The 19,597-nt window shown below is 68.4% G+C and carries 17 protein-coding genes; 6 read left to right on the top strand and 11 right to left on the bottom strand.

Annotated features, from left to right (window positions below):
- Positions 1 to 212: 212 nt before the first annotated feature.
- From DFS13_RS26935 to DFS13_RS26925, 3 genes are all read right to left on the bottom strand, one after another.
- Complete coding sequence (locus DFS13_RS26935) at positions 213 to 647, bottom strand: hypothetical protein (protein WP_034200673.1); 435 nt, start codon at positions 645 to 647, stop codon at positions 213 to 215.
- A gap of 241 nt (positions 648 to 888) precedes the next feature.
- Positions 889 to 1,116 (bottom strand): sulfurtransferase TusA family protein, encoded by a 228-nt coding sequence (locus DFS13_RS26930; protein WP_006402122.1) that lies wholly within the window; start codon positions 1,114 to 1,116, stop codon positions 889 to 891.
- A 117-nt stretch (positions 1,117 to 1,233) separates the two neighbouring features.
- Positions 1,234 to 2,169: a LysR family transcriptional regulator gene (locus DFS13_RS26925; protein WP_006497756.1), complete on the bottom strand. Its 936-nt coding sequence runs from the start codon at positions 2,167 to 2,169 to the stop codon at positions 1,234 to 1,236.
- Positions 2,170 to 2,279: 110 nt separating this feature from the next.
- Here DFS13_RS26925 and DFS13_RS26920 point away from each other — a divergent pair, with 110 nt between their 5' ends.
- On the top strand, positions 2,280 to 3,800 hold the full coding sequence (locus DFS13_RS26920; RefSeq protein WP_006488924.1) for a CoA-acylating methylmalonate-semialdehyde dehydrogenase: 1,521 nt from the start codon (positions 2,280 to 2,282) through the stop codon (positions 3,798 to 3,800).
- Between the two features lie 57 nt (positions 3,801 to 3,857).
- Here the strand turns inward: DFS13_RS26920 and DFS13_RS26915 are convergent, their stop codons facing one another.
- The 8 genes from DFS13_RS26915 to DFS13_RS26880 form a co-directional block, all read right to left on the bottom strand.
- Positions 3,858 to 4,742 carry a MurR/RpiR family transcriptional regulator gene (locus tag DFS13_RS26915; RefSeq protein ID WP_006488922.1) on the bottom strand — a complete coding sequence of 295 codons (885 nt, stop codon included), beginning with the start codon at positions 4,740 to 4,742 and terminating at the stop codon, positions 3,858 to 3,860.
- Between the two features lie 294 nt (positions 4,743 to 5,036).
- Positions 5,037 to 6,209, bottom strand: a complete 1,173-nt coding sequence (locus DFS13_RS26910; RefSeq protein WP_006488917.1) for a Gfo/Idh/MocA family protein — start codon at positions 6,207 to 6,209, stop codon at positions 5,037 to 5,039.
- A 32-nt stretch (positions 6,210 to 6,241) separates the two neighbouring features.
- Positions 6,242 to 7,168 (bottom strand): TIM barrel protein, encoded by a 927-nt coding sequence (locus tag DFS13_RS26905; protein ID WP_060263242.1) that lies wholly within the window; start codon positions 7,166 to 7,168, stop codon positions 6,242 to 6,244.
- Between the two features lie 39 nt (positions 7,169 to 7,207).
- Entirely contained in the window at positions 7,208 to 8,221 is a 1,014-nt protein-coding gene (locus DFS13_RS26900) for a Gfo/Idh/MocA family protein (RefSeq protein WP_060263241.1), read from the bottom strand.
- A 74-nt stretch (positions 8,222 to 8,295) separates the two neighbouring features.
- Positions 8,296 to 9,207, bottom strand: a complete 912-nt coding sequence (locus DFS13_RS26895; protein WP_006497761.1) for a sugar phosphate isomerase/epimerase family protein — start codon at positions 9,205 to 9,207, stop codon at positions 8,296 to 8,298.
- Between the two features lie 43 nt (positions 9,208 to 9,250).
- Positions 9,251 to 10,276, bottom strand: coding sequence for an ABC transporter permease (locus tag DFS13_RS26890; protein WP_006497762.1), 1,026 nt, complete (start codon positions 10,274 to 10,276; stop codon positions 9,251 to 9,253).
- Between the two features lie 27 nt (positions 10,277 to 10,303).
- A complete protein-coding gene (locus DFS13_RS26885; protein ID WP_111442310.1) occupies positions 10,304 to 11,887 on the bottom strand; it encodes a sugar ABC transporter ATP-binding protein in 1,584 nt (527 codons plus the stop codon).
- Between the two features lie 68 nt (positions 11,888 to 11,955).
- Positions 11,956 to 12,882: a sugar ABC transporter substrate-binding protein gene (locus tag DFS13_RS26880; RefSeq protein WP_012492538.1), complete on the bottom strand. Its 927-nt coding sequence runs from the start codon at positions 12,880 to 12,882 to the stop codon at positions 11,956 to 11,958.
- 317 nt (positions 12,883 to 13,199) lie between these two features.
- Between DFS13_RS26880 and iolC the strand changes: the two genes are divergently transcribed.
- The 5 genes from iolC to DFS13_RS26855 all read left to right on the top strand — a co-directional run bounded on the left by iolC (position 13,200) and on the right by DFS13_RS26855 (position 19,566).
- Positions 13,200 to 15,155, top strand: a complete 1,956-nt coding sequence (gene iolC / locus DFS13_RS26875) for a 5-dehydro-2-deoxygluconokinase (RefSeq protein ID WP_043205825.1) — start codon at positions 13,200 to 13,202, stop codon at positions 15,153 to 15,155.
- Between the two features lie 46 nt (positions 15,156 to 15,201).
- The gene (gene iolD, locus DFS13_RS26870) at positions 15,202 to 17,085 is read left to right on the top strand and encodes a 3D-(3,5/4)-trihydroxycyclohexane-1,2-dione acylhydrolase (decyclizing) (RefSeq protein ID WP_006494057.1); all 1,884 of its coding nucleotides are present in this window, start codon (positions 15,202 to 15,204) and stop codon (positions 17,083 to 17,085) included.
- A 59-nt stretch (positions 17,086 to 17,144) separates the two neighbouring features.
- Complete coding sequence (gene iolE, locus DFS13_RS26865) at positions 17,145 to 18,074, top strand: myo-inosose-2 dehydratase (protein WP_006481603.1); 930 nt, start codon at positions 17,145 to 17,147, stop codon at positions 18,072 to 18,074.
- A gap of 56 nt (positions 18,075 to 18,130) precedes the next feature.
- Entirely contained in the window at positions 18,131 to 18,949 is an 819-nt protein-coding gene (gene iolB, locus DFS13_RS26860) for a 5-deoxy-glucuronate isomerase (protein ID WP_111442309.1), read from the top strand.
- A gap of 122 nt (positions 18,950 to 19,071) precedes the next feature.
- Positions 19,072 to 19,566, top strand: coding sequence for a heme-degrading domain-containing protein (locus tag DFS13_RS26855; protein WP_006497766.1), 495 nt, complete (start codon positions 19,072 to 19,074; stop codon positions 19,564 to 19,566).
- The last annotated feature ends 31 nt before the right edge of the window (positions 19,567 to 19,597 follow it).

Genomic DNA, 19,597 nt, shown 5'->3' with positions numbered 1-19,597 from the left:
CGCGCAGCCTGCGCGCGGCGTCCGGATACCGGCCGGCGAGCCGTCGTTCGCCGCTTGCGCCACCTGCGCAAACCGGCGACCCCGGTCAAATATCTCAAAAACGGGGCACGGACGAACCGGCGATTTCATCATAGTAGTATGAAATTCGCCAAGAAATTGCGCGGACTATCGCCCTTTCTTCGAATAATCCTTTCTGTTGCGCAACCGGGCGCCTATTCGGCGCCCGCGATGCCGGCCACCGGCTCGGCAAAATCGTCGATCGGCATGCGTGGCGACGGCGACTCCGACAGCGGCGGTTGCGCAAGCATCCGCTGCAGCTGGTCGCGCACCCGCTCCCAGGCATGGGCCGCATAGTCGGGCTGGCCTGCCGCCCATGCCTGCGCCAGATCGAACACGCGTTCGATCGTCGCACCGCAGTAGGTCAGGCCGGAGCCGTCGTCCCGCGCGGCGTCACGCAGCCGTTCGTCGAGCCATTCGGCCAGCCACGGCATCTCGGCCGCGGCCGAATCCGCATACGCCTCCAGCGCGGCACGCGCATGGCGGTCCTGTTGCGGATCGAGCTCGATCCGGCTCAATTCCGAGGTGCGCACGGGCGCAATGCTTTCCGCTCCGGACGGACTTCGAAGGGTCCCTGGTCTGAAGGACATGTCCTCTCCCCGTTGTACGACGGTAGCGTCAGGCATGGCCCCCGTGCCCGCCGTACGACGTACCGTGGCCGGCGCCTCCGCTGGGAGCGGACGACCGGCCGGGTCAGTATACGCAGCCGGTCACGCAACGAGGTTTAAGAATTGTCAGAGAGGGGCGCCCGGCTAGGGGCGCCCGGCTAGGGGCGCCCGGTCAGGTGCGCCGGCCAGGAGCCCGGCGCGGCGGGACGTGCGACGCGCGCCGTCAGCGGCGACGCATCAGGAACACGAAGGTCTTGTCCTGGGTCGTCGATTCGACGATCTCGTTGCCCGTCTGCTTCGCGAACGCGGCGAAATCGCGCTGCGAGCCCGGATCGGTCGCGAGCACCTTGAGGATCTGCCCGCTTTCCATATCGGCAAGCGCTTTCTTGGCACGCAGGATCGGCAACGGGCAATTGAGCCCGCGCGCGTCCACTTCCTTGTGAATCTGCATCGGCTGTCGACCTTCGAATGACGCGCCACACACGGCGCGGGAGGAAGCCGCGATTTTACCGCAGCGCCGCGGCGCCTGCCCGGCCCGCCCACGGCCGGGCGCCCGCCGGCGCCCGGCTCACGCGCCGGAAAAGCCGCCCGCGAGCCGGTCGCGCAGATGCCGCACGAGCGCGCGCACCGCGCTCGGCACGACCGGGCTGTACGGACGAATCGCGAAAATGTGGTCGCCGAACGCGCCCGACGGCCGCCAGCCGTCGAGCAGCGCGACGAGCCGGCCGGCGTCGAGATCGCGCCGCGCGCTGAAGTCCGGCAGCAGCGCGATGCCGAGCCCGCCGAGCGCGGCCTCGCGCATCGCCTCGCTGTTGTTCGCCGCGAAACTGCCGCGCACCGGCACGCTCACGCGCTGGCGCCGGCGGCCGTCCGGCTCGAAGCTCCACGCGGCCGGCTCGTTGTCGCGCAGGTAGCACAGGCAGCTGTGATCGACGAGTTCGCTCGGGTGGCGCGGCGCGCCGCGCGCGTCGAGATAGTCGCGGCTCGCGACCAGCAGCGAACGCGTGTCGCACAGCTTCCATGCGACGTGGGTCTGCGGCGCGGTGGTCGTATGGCGGATCGCGAGGTCGAAGCCCTCCTGCGTCAGCGAATGCAGGCGGTCCGACAGGTCGAGCTCGATCTGTACGCCCGGATGCTGGCGCAGGAAATCGGGCAGGTGCGGCACGACCTGCTGGCGGCCGAGCGCGACCGGCGCCGTCACGCGCAGCAGCCCGCGCGGCTCGCCGGCGAGATCCTTCACGCGCGCGAAGTGCTGGCCGATCGACTCGAACGCGTCGCGCGTGCTGTCGACGAGCGTCTGGCCCGCGTCGGTGAGCCGCACGCTGCGCGTGGTGCGGCGCACGAGCGGCACGCCGGCCGCCTTTTCGAGATCGGCGATGCGCTGGCTCATCGCGGCCTTGCTGATGCCGAGCCGCTGCGCGGCAGCGGTGAAACTGCCGGCCGCGGCCAGCACCGTCAGCGAATGGATATGCGGCCAGAGCGCCTGGACATTTTGCTGATTCATCCACCGATTATTCAGAATTCTGAACAGTGAATCAAGTTTCGCGGCCTTCTCGCGCCCTGCCGCTTTGCCTAGACTAGGTTCCGTCCACCCCCTATTCCCAGGAGACACGCATGACCACGGTTCCCGCCTACACGTCCGACGCCGACGTCGGCCACTACCTCGACGGCGCGCCCGTCGCCGGCCGCAGCGGCCGCTTCCAGGACGTCTTCAATCCCGCTCTCGGTCGCGCGGTGCGCCGCGTCGCGCTCGCCGGCAACGACGAGGTCGAACGGGCCGTCGCGTCGGCCCGTGCCGCGTTCCCGGCCTGGGCCGACACGCCGCCGATCCGCCGCGCGCGCGTGCTGCACCGCTTCCTGCAGCTGATGAACGAGCACCGCGACACGCTCGCGGCGATCATCACCGCCGAGCACGGCAAGGTGTTCTCGGACGCGCAGGGTGAAGTCGCACGCGGCATCGACATCATCGAATTCGCGTGCGGCGTGCCGCAACTGCTGAAAGGCGACTTCACCGACCAGGTCAGCACCGGCATCGACAACTGGACGATGCGCCAGCCGCTCGGCGTCGTCGCGGGCATCACGCCGTTCAACTTCCCGTGCATGGTGCCGTGCTGGATGTTCCCGGTCGCGCTCGCGACGGGCAACACGTTCGTGCTGAAGCCGAGCGAGCGCGACCCGTCGGCCGCGCTGTTCATCGCCGACCTGCTCACGCAGGCAGGCCTGCCCGCCGGCGTGTTCAACGTCGTGCAGGGCGACAAGGGCGCGGTCGATGCCCTCCTCGACCACCCGGACGTGCAGGCCGTCAGCTTCGTCGGCTCGACGCCGATCGCGGCCTACGTGCAGCAGCGCGCGGTGCAGTCGGGCAAGCGCGTGCAGGCGCTCGGCGGCGCGAAGAACCACCTCGTCGTGATGCCCGATGCGAACATCGACCAGGCGGTCGACGCGCTGATCGGCGCCGCGTACGGCTCGGCCGGCGAGCGCTGCATGGCGATCAGCATTGCGGTGCTGGTCGGCGACGTGGCCGACAAGATCGTGCCGGCCGTCGCCGAGCGCGCGCGCAAGCTGGTGATCGGCGACGGGATGTCGCCGGAAGTCGAGATGGGCCCGATCGTCACCGGCGAAGCGTTGAAGCGCATCGAAGGCTATATCGAGCAAGGCGTGAACGAAGGCGCGCAACTGGTGGTCGACGGCCGCGGGCTGCGCGTGCCGGGCCGCGAGGCAGGCTTCTTCACCGGCGGCACGCTGTTCGATCACGTGAAACCCGACATGCGGATCTACAAGGAAGAGATCTTCGGGCCGGTGCTCGGCTGCGTGCGCGTGAAGGATTTCGGCGAAGCGGTCGACCTGATCAACGCGCACGAGTTCGGCAACGGCGTGTCGTGCTTCACGAGCGACGGCGGGATCGCGCGCGAATTCGCGCGGCGCATCCAGGTGGGGATGGTCGGCATCAACGTGCCGATTCCGGTGCCGATGGCATGGCACGGCTTCGGCGGCTGGAAGAAGAGCCTGTTCGGCGACATGCACGCGTACGGCGAGGAAGGCGTGCGCTTCTACACGCGCCAGAAGTCGGTGATGCAGCGCTGGTCGTCGAGCATCGGCAAGGGCGCCGAATTCGCGATGCCGACCGCGAAGTAAGCCGGCCGGAGCGCCCTCCGCCGCTGCGTTCGGCGGGCGGCGCACCGCCAGCCGGGATCAACCGGCCTTCGTGCCGTGCGCGCCGTCGGCGGTCGGCAGGTACGACAGCTCGAGCCGGTACGCGAGCGCGACGAACAGGCTCTGCGCGAGGCCCATCGTGGCCGTCAGTGCACGAAAACCGAACGTCGCGCTGTCCTGCACCATCAGCGTCACTTCCGCCTCCCGCGCGAGCGGGCTCATCCGGCTGTCGGTGATCGCGATCAACCGCGCGCCGCGCTGCGCGGCCTGCTGCGCGACCTGCACGGTCTCGTCCGCATACGGCATGAACGAGATCGCGATCATCACGTCGCCCTCGCGCACCGAGCGGATCTGGCCGAGATGCATGCTGCCGAGCGCGCTGAACAGCCCGATCCGCTTGTCCGTGTGCTGCAGCGCATAGTCGAGATACACGGCGATCGGGAACGCGCGCCGCGACCCGGCGATCCAGATCGCCTGCGTATCGGCGAGCAGGTCGACGGCCTGCGCGAGCGCCTGCGAATCGAGCGTCTGCCGCAACTGCTGCATCCCGGCAATGCTGCCCTTGATGAATTCGTCGGCGATCTGTTCGGGCTGCAGGCTCGACGAGCCGGCCTCGATCACGTCGCGCAGCCGCAGGTTGTACGCGCGCCCCGGCGCGATCTGCTGCGCGAGCCCTTCGCGGAACAGCCGCTGCATCTCGGAGAACCCGGAGAAGCCGAAGTGCTTCGCGAAGCGCACGACGGCCGACGGCTGCACGCCGCAGGCCTCCGCGAGCGACTGGATGCCTTCCAGCCCAAGCTGGTCCCGATGCGTTTCCACGTGGCGCGCAATCACCTTCAGGCGATTGCTGAGGCCGTCGTACTCCTGCGTCAGGTGCTGCAGGAACGCCTCGACGGTGGCGGGAGGTTTCTCGGATGAACTCATCGGATAGCGCGAAGTTGACGGCCCCGGTGCGCGCGCGTGGCTGGCCGGCGCGGCCCGGGACTCGACTGGATACATGCATGAAGGGCGAATTTAATCACGTTTGCGGCACGGCCCGCGCCGCCTGCTCGCTCCCACGCGCTCGATCATCACTTGCACACGCTCCACGGCAAGACTGGAAACGATTGTCCAACGCGCTCGCGGCGTCGTAAAGATTAGGGCGTCTACCGAGGCCGGCGGTCGCGAAAAAACGCGACCAAACGCGACGACGCGCGGCGCAGCCGGCCCGCCCCCGTTTCAACGATAGTCGACCCACACGCTGCCCGCATCGGCCGAACGCACGCAATTCTCGACCCAGCGTACGCCCTCGACACCGGCGTGCACGTCCGGAATACGGATGGCCTTCACCGCCGCCATGTCGCCGCGATCGGCCGCGTCCATTGCGAGCGCGAAGCGCGCGTAGAGGTTCGACCAGGCCTCGAACAACCCTTCCGGATGCCCGGCGCCGATGCGGTCTTCGCGCAATGCGTGCGGATGGAGGTACGGCATCCCGCGATCGAGCACCTGCGCGGGCTGCCCCTGGATTTCGTAGCGCAACTGGTTCGGATGCTCGTCCCACCATTCGATGCTCGCCTTCGAGCCGATCACGCGCACCTTCTGCCCGTGCATCGAGCCGGCATTCACCGCGCTCGACCACACGTAGCCGATCGCACCGGTGTCGTATTCCATGATCGTGAACGCGTTGTCCTCGAGCGGCGCGCGGCTCTTCACGAAGCTCTGCCGCGAACACATCAGCCGCCGGATCTTCAGTGCCGGCGCCATCACCTCGGAGATGTACAGCGGATGCGTGCCGATGTCGCCGAGCACGTAGCTCGGGCCCGCGAACTTCGGATCGACGCGCCAGCGCGCGGCCGCGCTCGCGGCCTCGACGCCCTCGCTGTGGAAGCCGTGCGCGAACTGCATCTGCACGATGCGGATCTCGCCGAGATCGCCGCGCGCGATCATCTCGCGCGCCTGTTCGATCATCTGGTGTCCGGAATAGCCGTACGCGACGCCGACGATCCGGTTTTTCTCGACCGACAGACGCTGCAGCGCCTCGGCCTCCTCGGTCGTGAAGCACAGCGGCTTCTCGCAGACCACGTGCAGCCCCGCGTTCAGCGCGGCGCGGCAGATCTCGAAGTGCGTGTTGTTCGGCGTCGCGATCGACACCGCACGAATGCCGTCGGGGCGACGCGCCTCGGCGTCGAACATCGTCGCGTAGTCGGGATAGCAGCGCTCGGCCGCGACGCCGAGCTTCACGCCGAACTGGCGGCCGCGCTCGGGATCGAGGTCGAATGCGCCGGCGACCAGCTGGAAGCTGCCGTCGCGCAGCGCGGCCGACCGGTGGCTGTAGCCGATCTGGCTGCCGAGGCCGCCGCCGACCATGCCCCAGCGAATCGAATGGCCAAGCAGAATCTGTCCGTCAATCATGATGGTGGTGTTCCTGGTGCGGGTTCAGGGGATCATGCAAAACCGGCCGACGCGAGAAACGCGCGGCTCGCGGCGACGTCGCGCAGGCTCGTGCCGGCATTGCGCGGGTCGCGCTCCTGTTCGATCGTGATGTAGCCCGCGTAGCCGATGTCGACGAGCGCCTGGCGGATCGCCGGGTAGTCGAGCACGCCGGTGCCGATCGGGCACATCACGCCGCGCGCGCAGGCGGCGAAGAACGCGATGTGCTCGCCCATCACCGCGTCGTATACGGCCGCGTCGATATCCTTGAAGTGCACGTAGTCGAGCCGTGCCGCATGGCGGCGCAACCACGTTTCGGGGTCCATGCCCGAGTAATACAGGTGGCCGGTGTCGAGACACAGGCCCGCCGTGTCGGCCGGAATGTCGGCGACGATCCGGTCGATCTCGTCCGCGAACTCGATGTAGCCGCCCGCATGCGGATGGATCACCGCGCGCACGCCGAACTCGTCGCGCGCGATCGTCGCGATCTGCTGGATATGGTCGACCATCCGCGTCCAGCGCTCGTCGGACAGCCGCGGCGCGCGATCGCCGTGGCCGGCCGCGTAGTCGCGTTCCTCGTGGCCCCAGTCCATCACGACCAGGTATGGCGCCGCGTAGCGCTGGCCGCCCTGCGTCGGCAGCTTCGGCAGTTGCGTGATCAGCGCGCAGATGTCGCGCGTCTGGCGCAGCAGGTTCGGCAGGTTCTCCGGCGACACGAGATCGTCGAAGATCGTGCCGGCCGTGATGCTCAGGCGTTGGCGTTCGAGTTCGGCGCTCACCACGTCGAGATCGAGCGGGATGTAGCCGTACGGCCCGAGCTCGATGCCCGAGTAGCCGGCCTGCGCGGCCTCGGCAAGCACGTGCCGCCACGGCGGCAGGTGCGGGTTCTTCACGTCGTCGACGCCCCAGCAGCAGGGCGCGCAGCCAATCTTCATCGTCATGTCGGTCGGTCCGGCAAGTAAGCGGTGCGCAGCCGCGGGTCAGCCGCGATAGAACGCGGGACGCTCGGCCATCGCGATCGGCTCGACCGCGCCGCTCTGCTGGGCCCGCACGCACGCGTCGGCCGCGACCGCCGCCGCGTAGCCGTCCCACGCGGACGGCCCGGTCAGCGCGCCCTGCCGCACACCGTCGATGAACGCCTGCAGTTCGACGTCGTACGACGCGATGAAGCGCTCCTTCCAGTCAGTCATGATCTCGACCGACTGCCGCGCCGCATGCTTGAGCCCGACGGCCGGCGTATCGGGCAGCTTCGCGATGCCCTGCTCGCCGACCACCTCGCACTGGATGTCGTAGCCGTACTGGCAGTTCACGAAGATCTCGACGTCGATGCGCACGCCGCTCGCGGTCTCCAGCAGCACGATCTGCGGATCGGCGAGATGCGCGCTCGCATGGCGCGTCTTCTTCGGATAGACGACCTGCGCGCTCGTGTAGTCCTCGCCGAGCAGCCAGCGCAGCACGTCGAGCTCGTGGATCAGCGTGTCGGTGATCGCCATGTCGGTCGTGTAGCGCTCGCCGACCGACTGGTTGCGGTGCGCGCAATGCAGCATCAGCGGCGCGCCGATCTGGCCGCTGTCGATCACGCGCTTGAGCGCGCGATAGCCTTCGTCGTACGGTCGCATGAAGCCGACCTGCACGAGCCGCTTGCCGTGCGCGACTTCCGCCTCGACGATCCGCATGCAGCCGTCGGCCGTGACGGCCAGCGGCTTCTCGCAGAACACCGGCTTGCCGTGCGCGATCGCGTCGAGCACGAACGCTTCGTGCGTCGGCCCCCACGACGTGACGAGCACGGCCTGCACGTCGGCGGCCGCGACCACTTCGTGGCCGTCGCCGTAGATCTCGGCGTCGAGCCCGTACTTCGTCACCGCATCGCGCGCCTGCTGCGGATCGATGTCGTTGACGGCCACGACGCGCGCGCCGGACAGCGTGCGGGTCAGTCTGCGAATGTGGTCCTGGCCGATCGCGCCGCAGCCGATCACGCCGATTTGCAAGGTCATGCAGTTCTCTCCAGTCGTTCGTTCATCAGCGGCGCGGCCCGTGCCGCGCCGGTCAGTCATCGGTCATCAGCCGTTCAGCGCGCGGTGCGATCGAAATGGCGATCGACGTAGCGCTGGATGGTGTCGCGCATGTAGCGCGACGACGCTTCCGCGCGGTCTTCCCACGCGAACACGCACGACGACATCACGCCGTCGAAACCGGCCGCGCCGAGCGCGCGGAAAAACACGTCCCAGTCGATCTCGCCCTGCCCGATGTCGAGATGCTGGTGCACGCGGATCTGGTTCGAGCCGGGCGGGTTCACGATGTAGCGCAGCTGGCTGCTCTTGCGGTGGTCGAACGTGTCGGCCACGCGCACGTGCGCGAGGATCGGCGCGGCCTGCGCGATCATCGCGGCCATGTCGTCGCCGTAGTAGAACGTGTGCGGCGCGATGTACGACAGCTTCAGCGACGGCGAACCGAGATTCGTGACGATGTCGATCGCCGGCTGCAACTGCTCGATCCAGTCCTCCGGATGCGGCTCGACCGACAGCACGATGCGTTCGCGCTCGAGGATCGGCAGCAGCTCGTCCATCGAGCGGAACCACGCGGCCTCGCACAGCTCCTTCGGGTTCGCGCCCGGCCGCTCGCCGACCGAGCGCTCGGGCGACGCGCCGCGCCCGAACTCCGACACCATCAGCGGGCACTCCATCTCGACTGCCACCTCGATCGCCTTCTTCCAGCAGCGCACCGCCCATTGCCGCTCGTCGTCGAACGGGCTTGCCCAGCGGTACATCGGCTGCAGCGACGCGAGGCCGACGCCGCTCGCGCGCAGCGCCTGGCGGAACGCGGCCATGCGTTCCCGCGTCGCGCGCGGCATCACCCACCAGTCGAGAAAGTCGCTGCGCGGCGACAGCTCGATCTGGTCGTAGCCGAGCTCGGCCACCGCGTGCGGCAGCCGGTCGAGCGGCAGATGGCGAATCATGTAGGGGTCCAGCGCGATCTTCATCGGTTGTCCTATGCGAAGTCTGATTTCGGGATCACGCGCGCGCTCAACGGCGCGACTTCTTGTTGCGGTACTGGTCGGCGATCACGGCCGCGACAATGATCACGCCCTTCACCATCTCCTGGTAGTACGCGTCGATGCGGATGAACGTGAAGCCCGACGTCATCACGCCGAGGATCAGCACGCCGATCACGGTGCCCGTCACGCGGCCGAGGCCGCCCGACAGCGACGTGCCGCCGATCACGACGGCCGCGATCGCATCGAGCTCGTACATCACGCCCATGCCCGACTGGCCGGAGATCGCGCGCGCGGCCGTCACCGTGCCGGCGATCCCGCTCAGCAGGCCCGCGATCGCATAGACGAACACCAGGTGCCGCGTGACGTTGATGCCCGACACGACGGCCGCATGGCGGTTCGCGCCGATCGCATAGGTGTACTTGCCGAAGCGCGTATAGCGCAGCACGACGTGGAAGATCGCGGCGATCACGAGAAAGATGATCACCGGGTTGGCGCCCGCGCCGATCGCCGCGAACTGGTCGGTCAGCATCGACACCGGCATCCCGTTGGTGAACCACTTCGCGAAGCCGCGCGCGGCGACCATCGTGCCGAGCGTCGCGATGAACGGCGGGATGCCCGTCATCGCGATCAGCGAGCCGTTCAGCAGGCCGACCAGCAGCCCGACGCACACGCCGGCCAGCACCGGCCAGATGATCGGCAGGTCGGTGAGGTGCGGAAACACCGCACGCGGGAAGTCGGACACCTGCGCGAGGCTCGCCGACACGACGGCGGCCGCCGCGACGACCGACCCCGACGACAGGTCGATCCCGCTGGTGATGATCACGAGGTTCACGCCGACCGCGATGATGCCGATCACGGCCATCTGCAGCACGATGATCTCGAGCCGCTCGGTATTGAACAGGAAGCTCTGGCCGACGACGATCCAGCCGACGATCTCGAAGAACAGGCTGATGCCGACCAGTACGAGGAAGATGCTCAGTTCGGGCGGCCACTTCGTATGCCGCGACTTGAGTGTCATGGTCTGCGCATCCGCGACCGGGTTCAGGTTGCCCATTTCAGTTGTCTCCAATCTTGTTTCGGCTCAGCGCGACGCGAGATCCATGATGCGGACCTGGTCGGCGTCCTTGCGATCGACGATGCCGGTCATGCGCCCTTCGTGCATCACCATCACGCGATCGCTCATCCCGAGCACTTCCGGCATTTCGGACGAGATCATCAGCACCGCGACGCCCTTGCCCGCGAGCGCGCTGACGAGCCGGTGAATCTCGGCCTTCGCGCCGACGTCGATGCCGCGGGTCGGTTCGTCGAGGATCAGGATGCGCGGCTGCGTGAGCAACCACCGGCCGATCAGCACCTTCTGCTGGTTGCCGCCCGACAGGTTCTGGATTTCCTCGTGCAGCCCGGGCGACTTCACGCGCAGCATCCGGCTCATTTCCTCGCAGTCGCGCCTCAACTGCGCCTGCTGCACGAAATTGAACTTCACGTAGCGGTGGCTGAGCACCGCCGCTTCCATGTTCGCGAGCAGGTCGAGATTCAGGAAGCAGCCGGAATCCTTGCGGTCCTCGGTGAGGAACGCCATCCCGTGCTTCATCGCCTGCGCGGGCGTCGCGATCCGCACCGGCTTGCCGTCGATGCGGATTTCGCCCGAGGTGGCCGGCACGACGCCGAACAGCGCCTCCGCGACGTTCGAGCGCCCCGAGCCGACGAGGCCGGCGACGCCGAGGATTTCGCCCGCGCGCAGCTCGAAGCTCACGTCGCGGAACACGCCGTCGACGCAGAGATCCTTCACCGACAGCACGACGTCGCCGATCGGCACGTCCTCCTTCGGGAACATCTGCGTGATCTCGCGCCCGACCATCATGCGGATGATGTCGTCGCGCGTGACGTCGCTCGACGCATGCGTGCCGATGTACTTGCCGTCGCGGAACACCGAGAACTCGTCGGCGATCTCGAACAGCTCGTTCATCTTGTGCGTGATGTAGACGATGCCCTTGCCCTGCTCGCGCAGCTGGCGAATGATCCGGAACAGGTGCGTGACTTCCTTGTCGGTCAGCGCGGAGGTCGGCTCGTCCATGATCAGCACGTCCGAGTCGAACGACACGGCCTTCGCGATCTCGACCATCTGGCGGCTCGCGACCGTCAGCGTGCGCACGTCGGTTTCCGGATCGATGTCGATCGACAGCCGCTCGAACAGCGCGGCCGTGCGGCGGCGCAGCTCGGCGTGATCGATCAGGCCGAAGCGGTTCTTCGGTTCGCGGCGGATCCAGATGTTCTCCGCGACCGTCATGTACGGCATCAGGTTGAGTTCCTGATGGATCATCGCGATCCCGCGGTCGAGCGCGTCGAGCGGGCCGTTCAGCACGACCGGTTCGCCGTTGATCAGGATTTCGCCCTGGTCGGGCGTGTAGACGCCCGCGATGATCTTCATCAGCGTGGACTTGCCGGCGCCGTTCTCGCCCATCAGCGCATGAACGGTGCCGCGGCGCACGCGGAACTGCACGCCGTCGAGCGCGACGACGCCGGGAAAGGACTTGCCGACCCCGCGCACCTCGAGCACGCAGTCGGCCGCGGAAGGCGGCGGCGAACCGGACGCGCCGGCCGCCCCGGACGAAGCCGCCGGCGCGTCGCCGGCGGCCATCGGGCGCGCGATCCTGGCTGTAAACATGGACGTTCCTCGACAAGTCGCGCGCGAACCCGGCGTACCGGGCCCGCGCAGTTCAACGGAAAAACCGGTCAGTGCTTCGCGTACTGGTTCATGTTGTCGGGCGTCACGAGCTCGAACGGCACGTTCACGTAGCGATCGACCGGCTGCTTCTTCGCGAGCTTGAGCGCCGCGGCCACCGCCTGCGCGCCCTGCCCGGTCGCGTTCTGGTACACCGACACCTTCAGCTCGCCGGCCTTCATCGCGGCAAGCCCGTCCGGCGTCGCGTCGATGCCGGCGACGACGGTCTTCGGCGTGAGCTTGCGCGCGGCCTTCAGCGCGTTGATCGCGCCGATCGCCATTTCGTCGTTGTTCGACACGATCGCGTCGAACTTGGTCCCGGAGCTCAGCCAGTTCATCGTGATGTCCTGGCCCTGCGTGCGGCTCCACTTGCCTTCGCGCTTGTCGACGATCTTCATGCCCGCGCAATCCTTCGTCGCGATCACGTCCTCGATGTCCTTGGTGCGGGCGCGCGCCGATTCGTTGGACAGCTCGCCCATCAGCACGAGGATGTCGCCCTTGCCGCCGAGCAGCTTGCACACCTGGCGCGCCTGCAGCGTGCCCGACTGCTTTTCGTCGGAGGCGACGACCGCGACGCCGGCCGGCAGCTTGTCGAAATCGACCGGCTTGCGGTTCACGTAGACGAGCGGGATCTTCGCGGCGGTCACCATCTTCGTGATCTTCGGCGTCGCGTCGGTATCGACCGCGTTCACGATGATCGCGTCGACCTTCTGCGCGATCATGTTCTGGACCTGGCTCAACTGCTTGCCGACGTCGTTGCCGCCGTCCTCGATCTGCACCGTCGCGCCGTCCTTCTTCGCCGAATCGGCGATGCTGTTGCGCAGGATGGTCAGGAATGTGTCGTCGAACGATGCCATCGTCACGCCGATCTTCTCGGCATGCGCGAGCGGCGCAGCCAGGATCGCGGCGGCCGCGACGGCCATCAGCTTGGTCTTCATGATCAATCTGTCTCCTCATCTCCGGGGGGCGGAAGACGGCGCGTTGCGCGCCGCCGGGCCGAGTCCGATCGGGTCCGATCGGGACTGAAGCATCCGGATGAAACTGTAGATCACTTCCTCGAAAATTTGGAAATTTATTTCTACGTGATTTCACCTAGGGAACTGGATTTCCAAAAAGTCTAGACTCCGTTCCGTAGCCCGAATCCCGGCGACAGGCAGCCTCGCGTCGTGCAGCACCTGCTGCGGACAGCCGTCGCCGGATCGGTCCCCTAATCTGCCGGCAGCGCCGAACGCCGGCCGCGAGCGTGACACGTGATATGAGCCTGCTGAACTTTCCGAGTGACCGCCCCATCGATCTCGCCTGCCTCGGCCGCGTGGCCGTGGATCTCTATGCGCAGCAGTACGGCAGCCGCCTCGAGGACGCGCGCAGCTTCCAGATGTATCTCGGCGGCTCGTCGGGCAACGTCGCGTTCGGCGTCGCGCGGCTCGGGCTGAAGACCGCGATGATTTCGCGCGTCGGCGACGAGCAGATGGGCCGCTTCCTGCGCGAGACGCTCGAGCGCGAAGGCTGCGACACGAGCCAGTTGCAGACCGACCGCGAGCGCCTCACCGCGCTGGTGCTGCTCGGGCTGAAGGATCGCGATACGTTTCCGCTGCTGTTCGTGCGCGAGAACTGCGCGGACATGGCCGTGCGCGCCGACGAGATCCGCGAGGACTTCATCGCCGGTTGCCGCGCGCTCGCGATCACCGGCACGCATCTGTCGACGCCGGGTACGCGCGAGGCGTCGCTGACCGCGTTGACGTATGCGCGCAGCCACGGCACGGTGCGCATCCTCGACATCGACTACCGGCCGGTGCTGTGGGGACTGACCGCACGCGGCGCCGGCGAAAACCGCTACGTGCCCGACGCGCAGGTGACGCGGCAGTTGCAGCAGGTGCTCGGCGAATTCGACCTGCTGGTCGGCACGGAGGAAGAATTCCTGATCGCGGGCGGCGTGCCGCACGACCTGATCGGGTCGTTGCAGGCGGTGCGCGCGATCACGAACGCGACGCTGGTCGTCAAGCGCGGTGCGCTCGGCTGTTGCGTGATCGAAGGCGACATTCCGGCCAGCATCGACGCTGCGCCGACCTTTCTCGGCGAGCGCGTCGAGGTGCTCAACGTGCTCGGCGCGGGCGACGCATTCCTGTCGGGCCTGCTGTCGGGGCTGCTGCGCGGGCGCGACTGGGCCGAATCGACGCGCATCGCGAACGCGTGCGGCGCGATCGTCGTGTCGCGCCACGCGTGCTCGGCCGCGATGCCGACGCCGGCCGAACTCGCGCACTGGTTCGACGGCAGCCGCAATCCGGTAGTCGATGCCGACCGCACGCTCGCGCACCTGCATCGCGTGACGGTGCCGCGCCGCGACTGGGACGACCTGTGCGTGATGGCGTTCGACCATCGCAGCCAGTTCTACGAGCTCGCGGTGCAGGCCGGCGCGGACGAAGCGCGGATCAAGACGCTGAAGCGCCTGCTCGTGCGCGCGGTCGAACAGGTCGAGCGCGATCGCGGCATCGCCGGCCACGTCGGCGTGCTGATCGACGGCGGCGCGTACGGTAGCGACGCGCTCGCGTCGGCCACCGGGCGCGGCTGGTGGGTCGGCCGTCCGGTCGAGCTGCCGGGCTCGCGCCCGCTGCGGTTCGACGACACGCGCTCGGTCGGCTCGTCGCTCACGCACTGGCCGACCGAACAGGTCGTGAAGTGCCTGGTTCACTATCACCCCGACGACCCCGTCGACCTGCGCGTCGAGCAGGAGCAGCGCGTGCTGGAACTGTGGGAAGCCACGCGTGCGAGCGGCAACGAGCTGCTGCTGGAAATGATTCCGCCGCGCGCGGTCACGCCGGCCGGCACCGAGGACGACGCGGTGCTGCGCACCGTCGCGCGCTTCTACAACCTCGGCGTGAAACCCGAATGGTGGAAGCTCACGCCGCTCACCGCCGACGGCTGGACGCGGCTCGCCGCGCTGATCGCCGAGCGCGACCCGTATTGCCGCGGCGCGGTGATCCTCGGGCTGAACCAGCCGCTGCAATACCTCGTCGACAGCTTCCGCTCGGCGACCAACCCGATCGTCAAGGGCTTCATGGTCGGCCGCACGCTGTGGGCCGATGCGTCGCTGAACTGGTTCGCGGGCCGGATCGACGATCAGGCGCTGATCGACGAAGTGGCCGGCAATTTCGCGCAACTGGTCGACGCGTGGCTCGGCCGCCGGGCCGCCGCCCGCGCCGCCGCGGCCTGATGCCTCCGTTCGTGACGACCACCCGACTTCTCTCTATCGACCGACGATGACCACCACCGTAAGACTGACCGTCAGCCAGGCGCTCGTGCGCTACCTGGCCGCCCTGCGCGCCGAAGTCGTCCAGCCCGACGGCCGCACCGAGATCCTGCCGTACTGCGGCGGCGTATTCGCGATCTTCGGCCACGGCAACGTGGCCGGGCTCGGCGAAGCGCTGCACGCGGAGAAGGATCGGCTGCCGACGTTTCGCGCACACAACGAACAAGGAATGGCCAACGCGGCCGTCGCGTTCGCGAAGGCGAATTTCCGCCAGCGGATGATGGCCGCGACGTCGAGCATCGGCCCCGGCGCGACCAACATGCTGACCTCGGCCGCGCTCGCGCACGTCGGCCGCCTGCCGCTGCTGCTGCTGCCCGGCGACGTGTTCGTGTCGCGGCTGCCCGACCCCGTGTTGCAGCAGGTCGAGGATTTCGAACAGGGCGACGTCAGCGCGAACGACTGCTTCCGGCCCGTGACACGCTACTTCGACCGCATCACGTCGCCCGAGCAACTGCTCGTCGCGCTGCCGCGCGCGATCCAGGTGATGACCGATCCCGCGCAGTGCGGCCCCGTCTGTCTCGCGCTGCCGCAGGACGTGCAGACCTTCGCGTACGACTGGCCCGAGGCGTTCTTCGCGCCGCCGCTGATCCGGATGCGCCGGCCGCCGGCCGACGCGCTCGAGCTCGCCGATGCGCTCGACGTGCTGAAGGCCGCGAAGAAGCCGCTGATCGTCGCCGGCGGCGGCGTGCTGTACAGCCAGGCGTGGGACGCGCTGCGCGCGTTCGCCGACACGCATGGCGTACCGGTCGCCGAATCGCAGGCCGGCAAGGGCAGCCTCGCGTGGGATCACCCGCTGAACCTCGGCTCGATCGGCGTGACGGGCTCGCCCGCCGCGAACCGCGCGGCCGCGCAGGCCGACGTCGTGTTCGCGGTCGGCACGCGGCTGCAGGATTTCACGACCGGTTCGCACGCGCTCTACGGCGACGCGACGCTGCTGAGCCTGAACGTGCAGCCGTTCGACGCGGGCAAGAAACGCGGCCGGCAACTGGTGGCCGATGCGCGCACGGGCCTCGGCCAATTGTCGGCCGCGCTGGCCGGCTGGCGCGCCGACCCGGCGTGGACCGCCGCGAGCCGCGACCAGGCCGCCGCGTGGAACGCGCGCGTGACGGAGCTGACCACGCGGATTCCGACGGACACGCTGCCGTACGACGCGGAAGTGATCGGCGCGGTGCGCGACTCCGCGGCCGACGCGGGCCTCGACAGCGCGCGCGACGATCTCGTCGTGTGCGCGGCCGGCACGCTGCCGGCGGAGTTGCACAAGCTGTGGCGCAGCGGCGTGCCGGGCAACTACCACATGGATTACGCGTATTCGTGCATGGGCTACGAAGTCGCGGGCGGCCTCGGCGCGAAGCTCGCGCGGCCCGAGCGCGAAGTGATCGTGATCGTCGGCGACGGCTCGTACATGATGCTCAACGCCGAACTCGCGACCTCCGTGATGCTCGGCCGCAAGCTGATCGTCGTGATCCTCGACAACCGCGGCTACGGCTGCATCGAGCGGCTGCAACTGAATTGCGGCGGCGCGAGCTTCAACAACATGCTCGACGACTGCGTGCCCGAAGGCGGCGAACGCTCGACGATCGACTTCGCGATGCACGCGCGCGCGATGGGCGCCGAAGCCGTGCACGTGCGCGACATCGGCGAATTGCGCGACGAAATGAAACGCGCCCGCGCGGCGAAGAAGAGCCAGGTGCTCGTGATCGACACCACGCACCGTCGCACGACCGACGACGGCGGCGCATGGTGGGAAGTCGCGGTGCCGCAGGTGTCCGAACGCGCGGGCGTCGTGGACGCACACCGCGCGTATCTCGACGCGAAAACCCGCCAGCGACGCTGAGCCGCCCCCTTTCCATCGGCCGCGCCGAGACAACAACATTCGAATCAAGGAAGCACGTCATGAGCTGGAACGTCCGCATCGGTATCAACCCCCTGTCGTGGATGAACGACGACCTGCCGTCGCTCGGCGGCGAGACGCCGCTCGAAACGGCGCTGAAGGAAGGCGCCGAAATCGGCTATGCGGGCTTCGAGCTCGGCAACAAGTTTCCGAAGACCGGCCCCGAACTGAAGGCGAAACTCGCCGAATTCGGGCTCGTATGCGTGTCGGGCTGGTATTCGGGCTTCCTCGCGGAGCTCGCGCCGGGCATGACCGACGCCGATGCGGTCGCCGCCGAAATCGAGCGCTGCCGCGCGCACATGACGAAGCTGCAGTACAACGACGTGACGGTGGTCGTGTACGGCGAGTGCGCGGGCACGATCCAGGGCAGCATCGACACGCCGGTCGCGAAGCGGCCGCGTTTCGTCGACGACGCAGCGTGGCGGCGCTATGCCGCGCGCCTCGATGCGTTCGGCGCGCACCTGCTCGACACGTACGGGATCCGGCTTGCCTACCATCACCACATGGGCGCGTACGTCGAATCGCCGGACGACGTCGACCGGTTGATGGCGCTGACCGATCCGGCGAAGGTGTTCCTGCTGTTCGACACCGGCCACGCGTATTTCGGCGGCGCGGCCGACCCGGTCGCACTGCTGAAGAAGCACGTATCGCGCGTGGCGCACGTGCATTGCAAGGACGTGCGGCCGCAGGTGGTCAACCAGGCGCGCAACGACGGCTGGAGCTTCCTGAACGGCGTGATCAACGGCACCTTCACGGTGCCGGGCGACGGCGCGCTCGACTACGACGCGACGCTGCGCACGCTGAAGGACGCCGGCTACGAAGGCTGGCTCGTCGTCGAGGCCGAGCAGGATCCGGCCGTCGCGCCGAGCTACGCGTATGCGAAGAAGGGCTACGAGTCGCTGCGCGCGATCGTCGACCGGTTGAGCGCGTGAGCCCGCACGAGGGCGCGTGAGCGCTCGAGCCCTACCCTATTGCGGAGACCCCTTTCATGACGATTTCTCCCCTGCTGGTCAAGGCATCCGCCGACCGCGAAATCTGCAACGTCACGCCCGAATCGGCCGGCTGGCAGCACGTCGGCTTTCGCGCGCTGCGCCTGAAGGCCGGCGACACCGAAACGCTCGACACCGGCACGCGCGAACTGTGCGTCGTGGTGCTCACGGGCACGGTGCGCGCGGACGTCGACGGCGCAACCTACGATGCGCTCGGCAAGCGCGACAGCGTGTTCGAGGACGTGTCGCCGGACGCGCTGTACGTGCCGGGCGGCAAGACCGTCACGCTGGTCGCGACGCGCGATGCGGAAGTCGCGCTGTGCACCGCGCCGTACGCGAGCGGCGACAAGCCGGTACGGCGCCTCGACGGCGAGCGGATGCGCCGCTCGGTACGCGGCCAGGGCACCAACACGCGCTATGTGTGCGACATCCTGATGGGCGACAATCCGGCCGCCGACCGGCTGCTGGTCGTCGAAGTCGTCACGCCGGCCAGCCATTCGAGCAGCTATCCGCCGCACAAGCACGACCGCGACGCGGCGCCCGACGAAACCTCGCTCGAGGAAACCTACTATCACCGGATCGAGCCGCCGCAGGGTTTCGCGTTCCAGCGCGTGTACACCGACGACCGCAGTCTCGACGAGGCATGCGCGGTCGAGAACCACGACGTCGTGATGGTGCCGCGCGGTTACCACCCGGTCGTCGCGCCTCACGGCTACAACCTGTACTACCTGAACGTGATGGCGGGCCCCAGCCGCGCATGGGCGTTCAAGAACGATCCCGCGCACGAGTGGATGCTCGATGCGACGCCGAAACGCTGAAGCGTTGAAGCGCTGAAGTGCCGAAACACCGAAGCACTGAACGAAACACGGGCCCGCGCGCGGCCCGTGACGATGCGACGCCCGGCGCGCGCGGACAGCGCCGGCAACGCTACGGAGCCGCCATGGTGACGCCCCCCTTTCGCCTCGAACCCCACGCCTTCGACGACGATGCGTCGAATCCGGCGCTGCCGCACTTCAACGCGGCCGCCGCGCGCCGCATGGGAGAAATCGCGGTCAACCTCGCGTCGCGACGCGGGCTGCCGATCGCGGTCAGCATCGTCGGCGAGCAGGCGCCGCTGTTCTACTGCGCGCTCGACGGCAGCGACGCGCACGACAGCGACGCGATCCGCCGCCGGCAGAACACGGTGCTGCGGTTCGGCCAGAGTTCGCTCGCGGTCGGCGCGCGCTTTCGGCGGGCCGGCTGGTCGCTGCGGTCGCAGGGCCTGTCGGACGACGACTACGCGCTCGACGGCGGCGGCGTGCCGTTGCGGATCGCCGGCGCCGGCATCGTCGGCGCGATGACGATCGCGGGGCTCGGCTCCGAAGCCGATCACGCGCTCGTCGTCGAATGTTTGCGGTGGCACGTCGGCGCGAATGCGCTGGCGATGAGCGCGTAGCGGCGCGAACGGCGCCCACCCACCGTTCGCG

The sequence above is a fragment of the Burkholderia sp. 28_3 genome, from assembly GCF_003253915.1.
GTDB lineage: Bacteria > Pseudomonadota > Gammaproteobacteria > Burkholderiales > Burkholderiaceae > Burkholderia > Burkholderia cenocepacia.
This window is presented reverse-complemented; position numbering and strand designations above follow the sequence as displayed.

Bases quoted from the DNA above. Each gene is read 5' to 3' on its own strand.
- DFS13_RS26935 (WP_034200673.1), bottom strand. From the start codon at position 647: ATGTCCTTCAGACCAGGGACCCTTCGAAGTCCGTCCGGAGCGGAAAGC.
- DFS13_RS26930 (WP_006402122.1), bottom strand. From the start codon at position 1,116: ATGCAGATTCACAAGGAAGTGGACGCGCGCGGGCTCAATTGCCCGTTG.
- DFS13_RS26925 (WP_006497756.1), bottom strand. From the start codon at position 2,169: ATGAATCAGCAAAATGTCCAGGCGCTCTGGCCGCATATCCATTCGCTG.
- DFS13_RS26920 (WP_006488924.1), top strand. From the start codon at position 2,280: ATGACCACGGTTCCCGCCTACACGTCCGACGCCGACGTCGGCCACTAC.
- DFS13_RS26915 (WP_006488922.1), bottom strand. From the start codon at position 4,742: ATGAGTTCATCCGAGAAACCTCCCGCCACCGTCGAGGCGTTCCTGCAG.
- DFS13_RS26910 (WP_006488917.1), bottom strand. From the start codon at position 6,209: ATGATTGACGGACAGATTCTGCTTGGCCATTCGATTCGCTGGGGCATG.
- DFS13_RS26905 (WP_060263242.1), bottom strand. From the start codon at position 7,168: ATGACGATGAAGATTGGCTGCGCGCCCTGCTGCTGGGGCGTCGACGAC.
- DFS13_RS26900 (WP_060263241.1), bottom strand. From the start codon at position 8,221: ATGACCTTGCAAATCGGCGTGATCGGCTGCGGCGCGATCGGCCAGGAC.
- DFS13_RS26895 (WP_006497761.1), bottom strand. From the start codon at position 9,207: ATGAAGATCGCGCTGGACCCCTACATGATTCGCCATCTGCCGCTCGAC.
- DFS13_RS26890 (WP_006497762.1), bottom strand. From the start codon at position 10,276: ATGGGCAACCTGAACCCGGTCGCGGATGCGCAGACCATGACACTCAAG.
- DFS13_RS26885 (WP_111442310.1), bottom strand. From the start codon at position 11,887: ATGTTTACAGCCAGGATCGCGCGCCCGATGGCCGCCGGCGACGCGCCG.
- DFS13_RS26880 (WP_012492538.1), bottom strand. From the start codon at position 12,882: ATGAAGACCAAGCTGATGGCCGTCGCGGCCGCCGCGATCCTGGCTGCG.
- iolC (WP_043205825.1), top strand. From the start codon at position 13,200: ATGAGCCTGCTGAACTTTCCGAGTGACCGCCCCATCGATCTCGCCTGC.
- iolD (WP_006494057.1), top strand. From the start codon at position 15,202: ATGACCACCACCGTAAGACTGACCGTCAGCCAGGCGCTCGTGCGCTAC.
- iolE (WP_006481603.1), top strand. From the start codon at position 17,145: ATGAGCTGGAACGTCCGCATCGGTATCAACCCCCTGTCGTGGATGAAC.
- iolB (WP_111442309.1), top strand. From the start codon at position 18,131: ATGACGATTTCTCCCCTGCTGGTCAAGGCATCCGCCGACCGCGAAATC.
- DFS13_RS26855 (WP_006497766.1), top strand. From the start codon at position 19,072: ATGGTGACGCCCCCCTTTCGCCTCGAACCCCACGCCTTCGACGACGAT.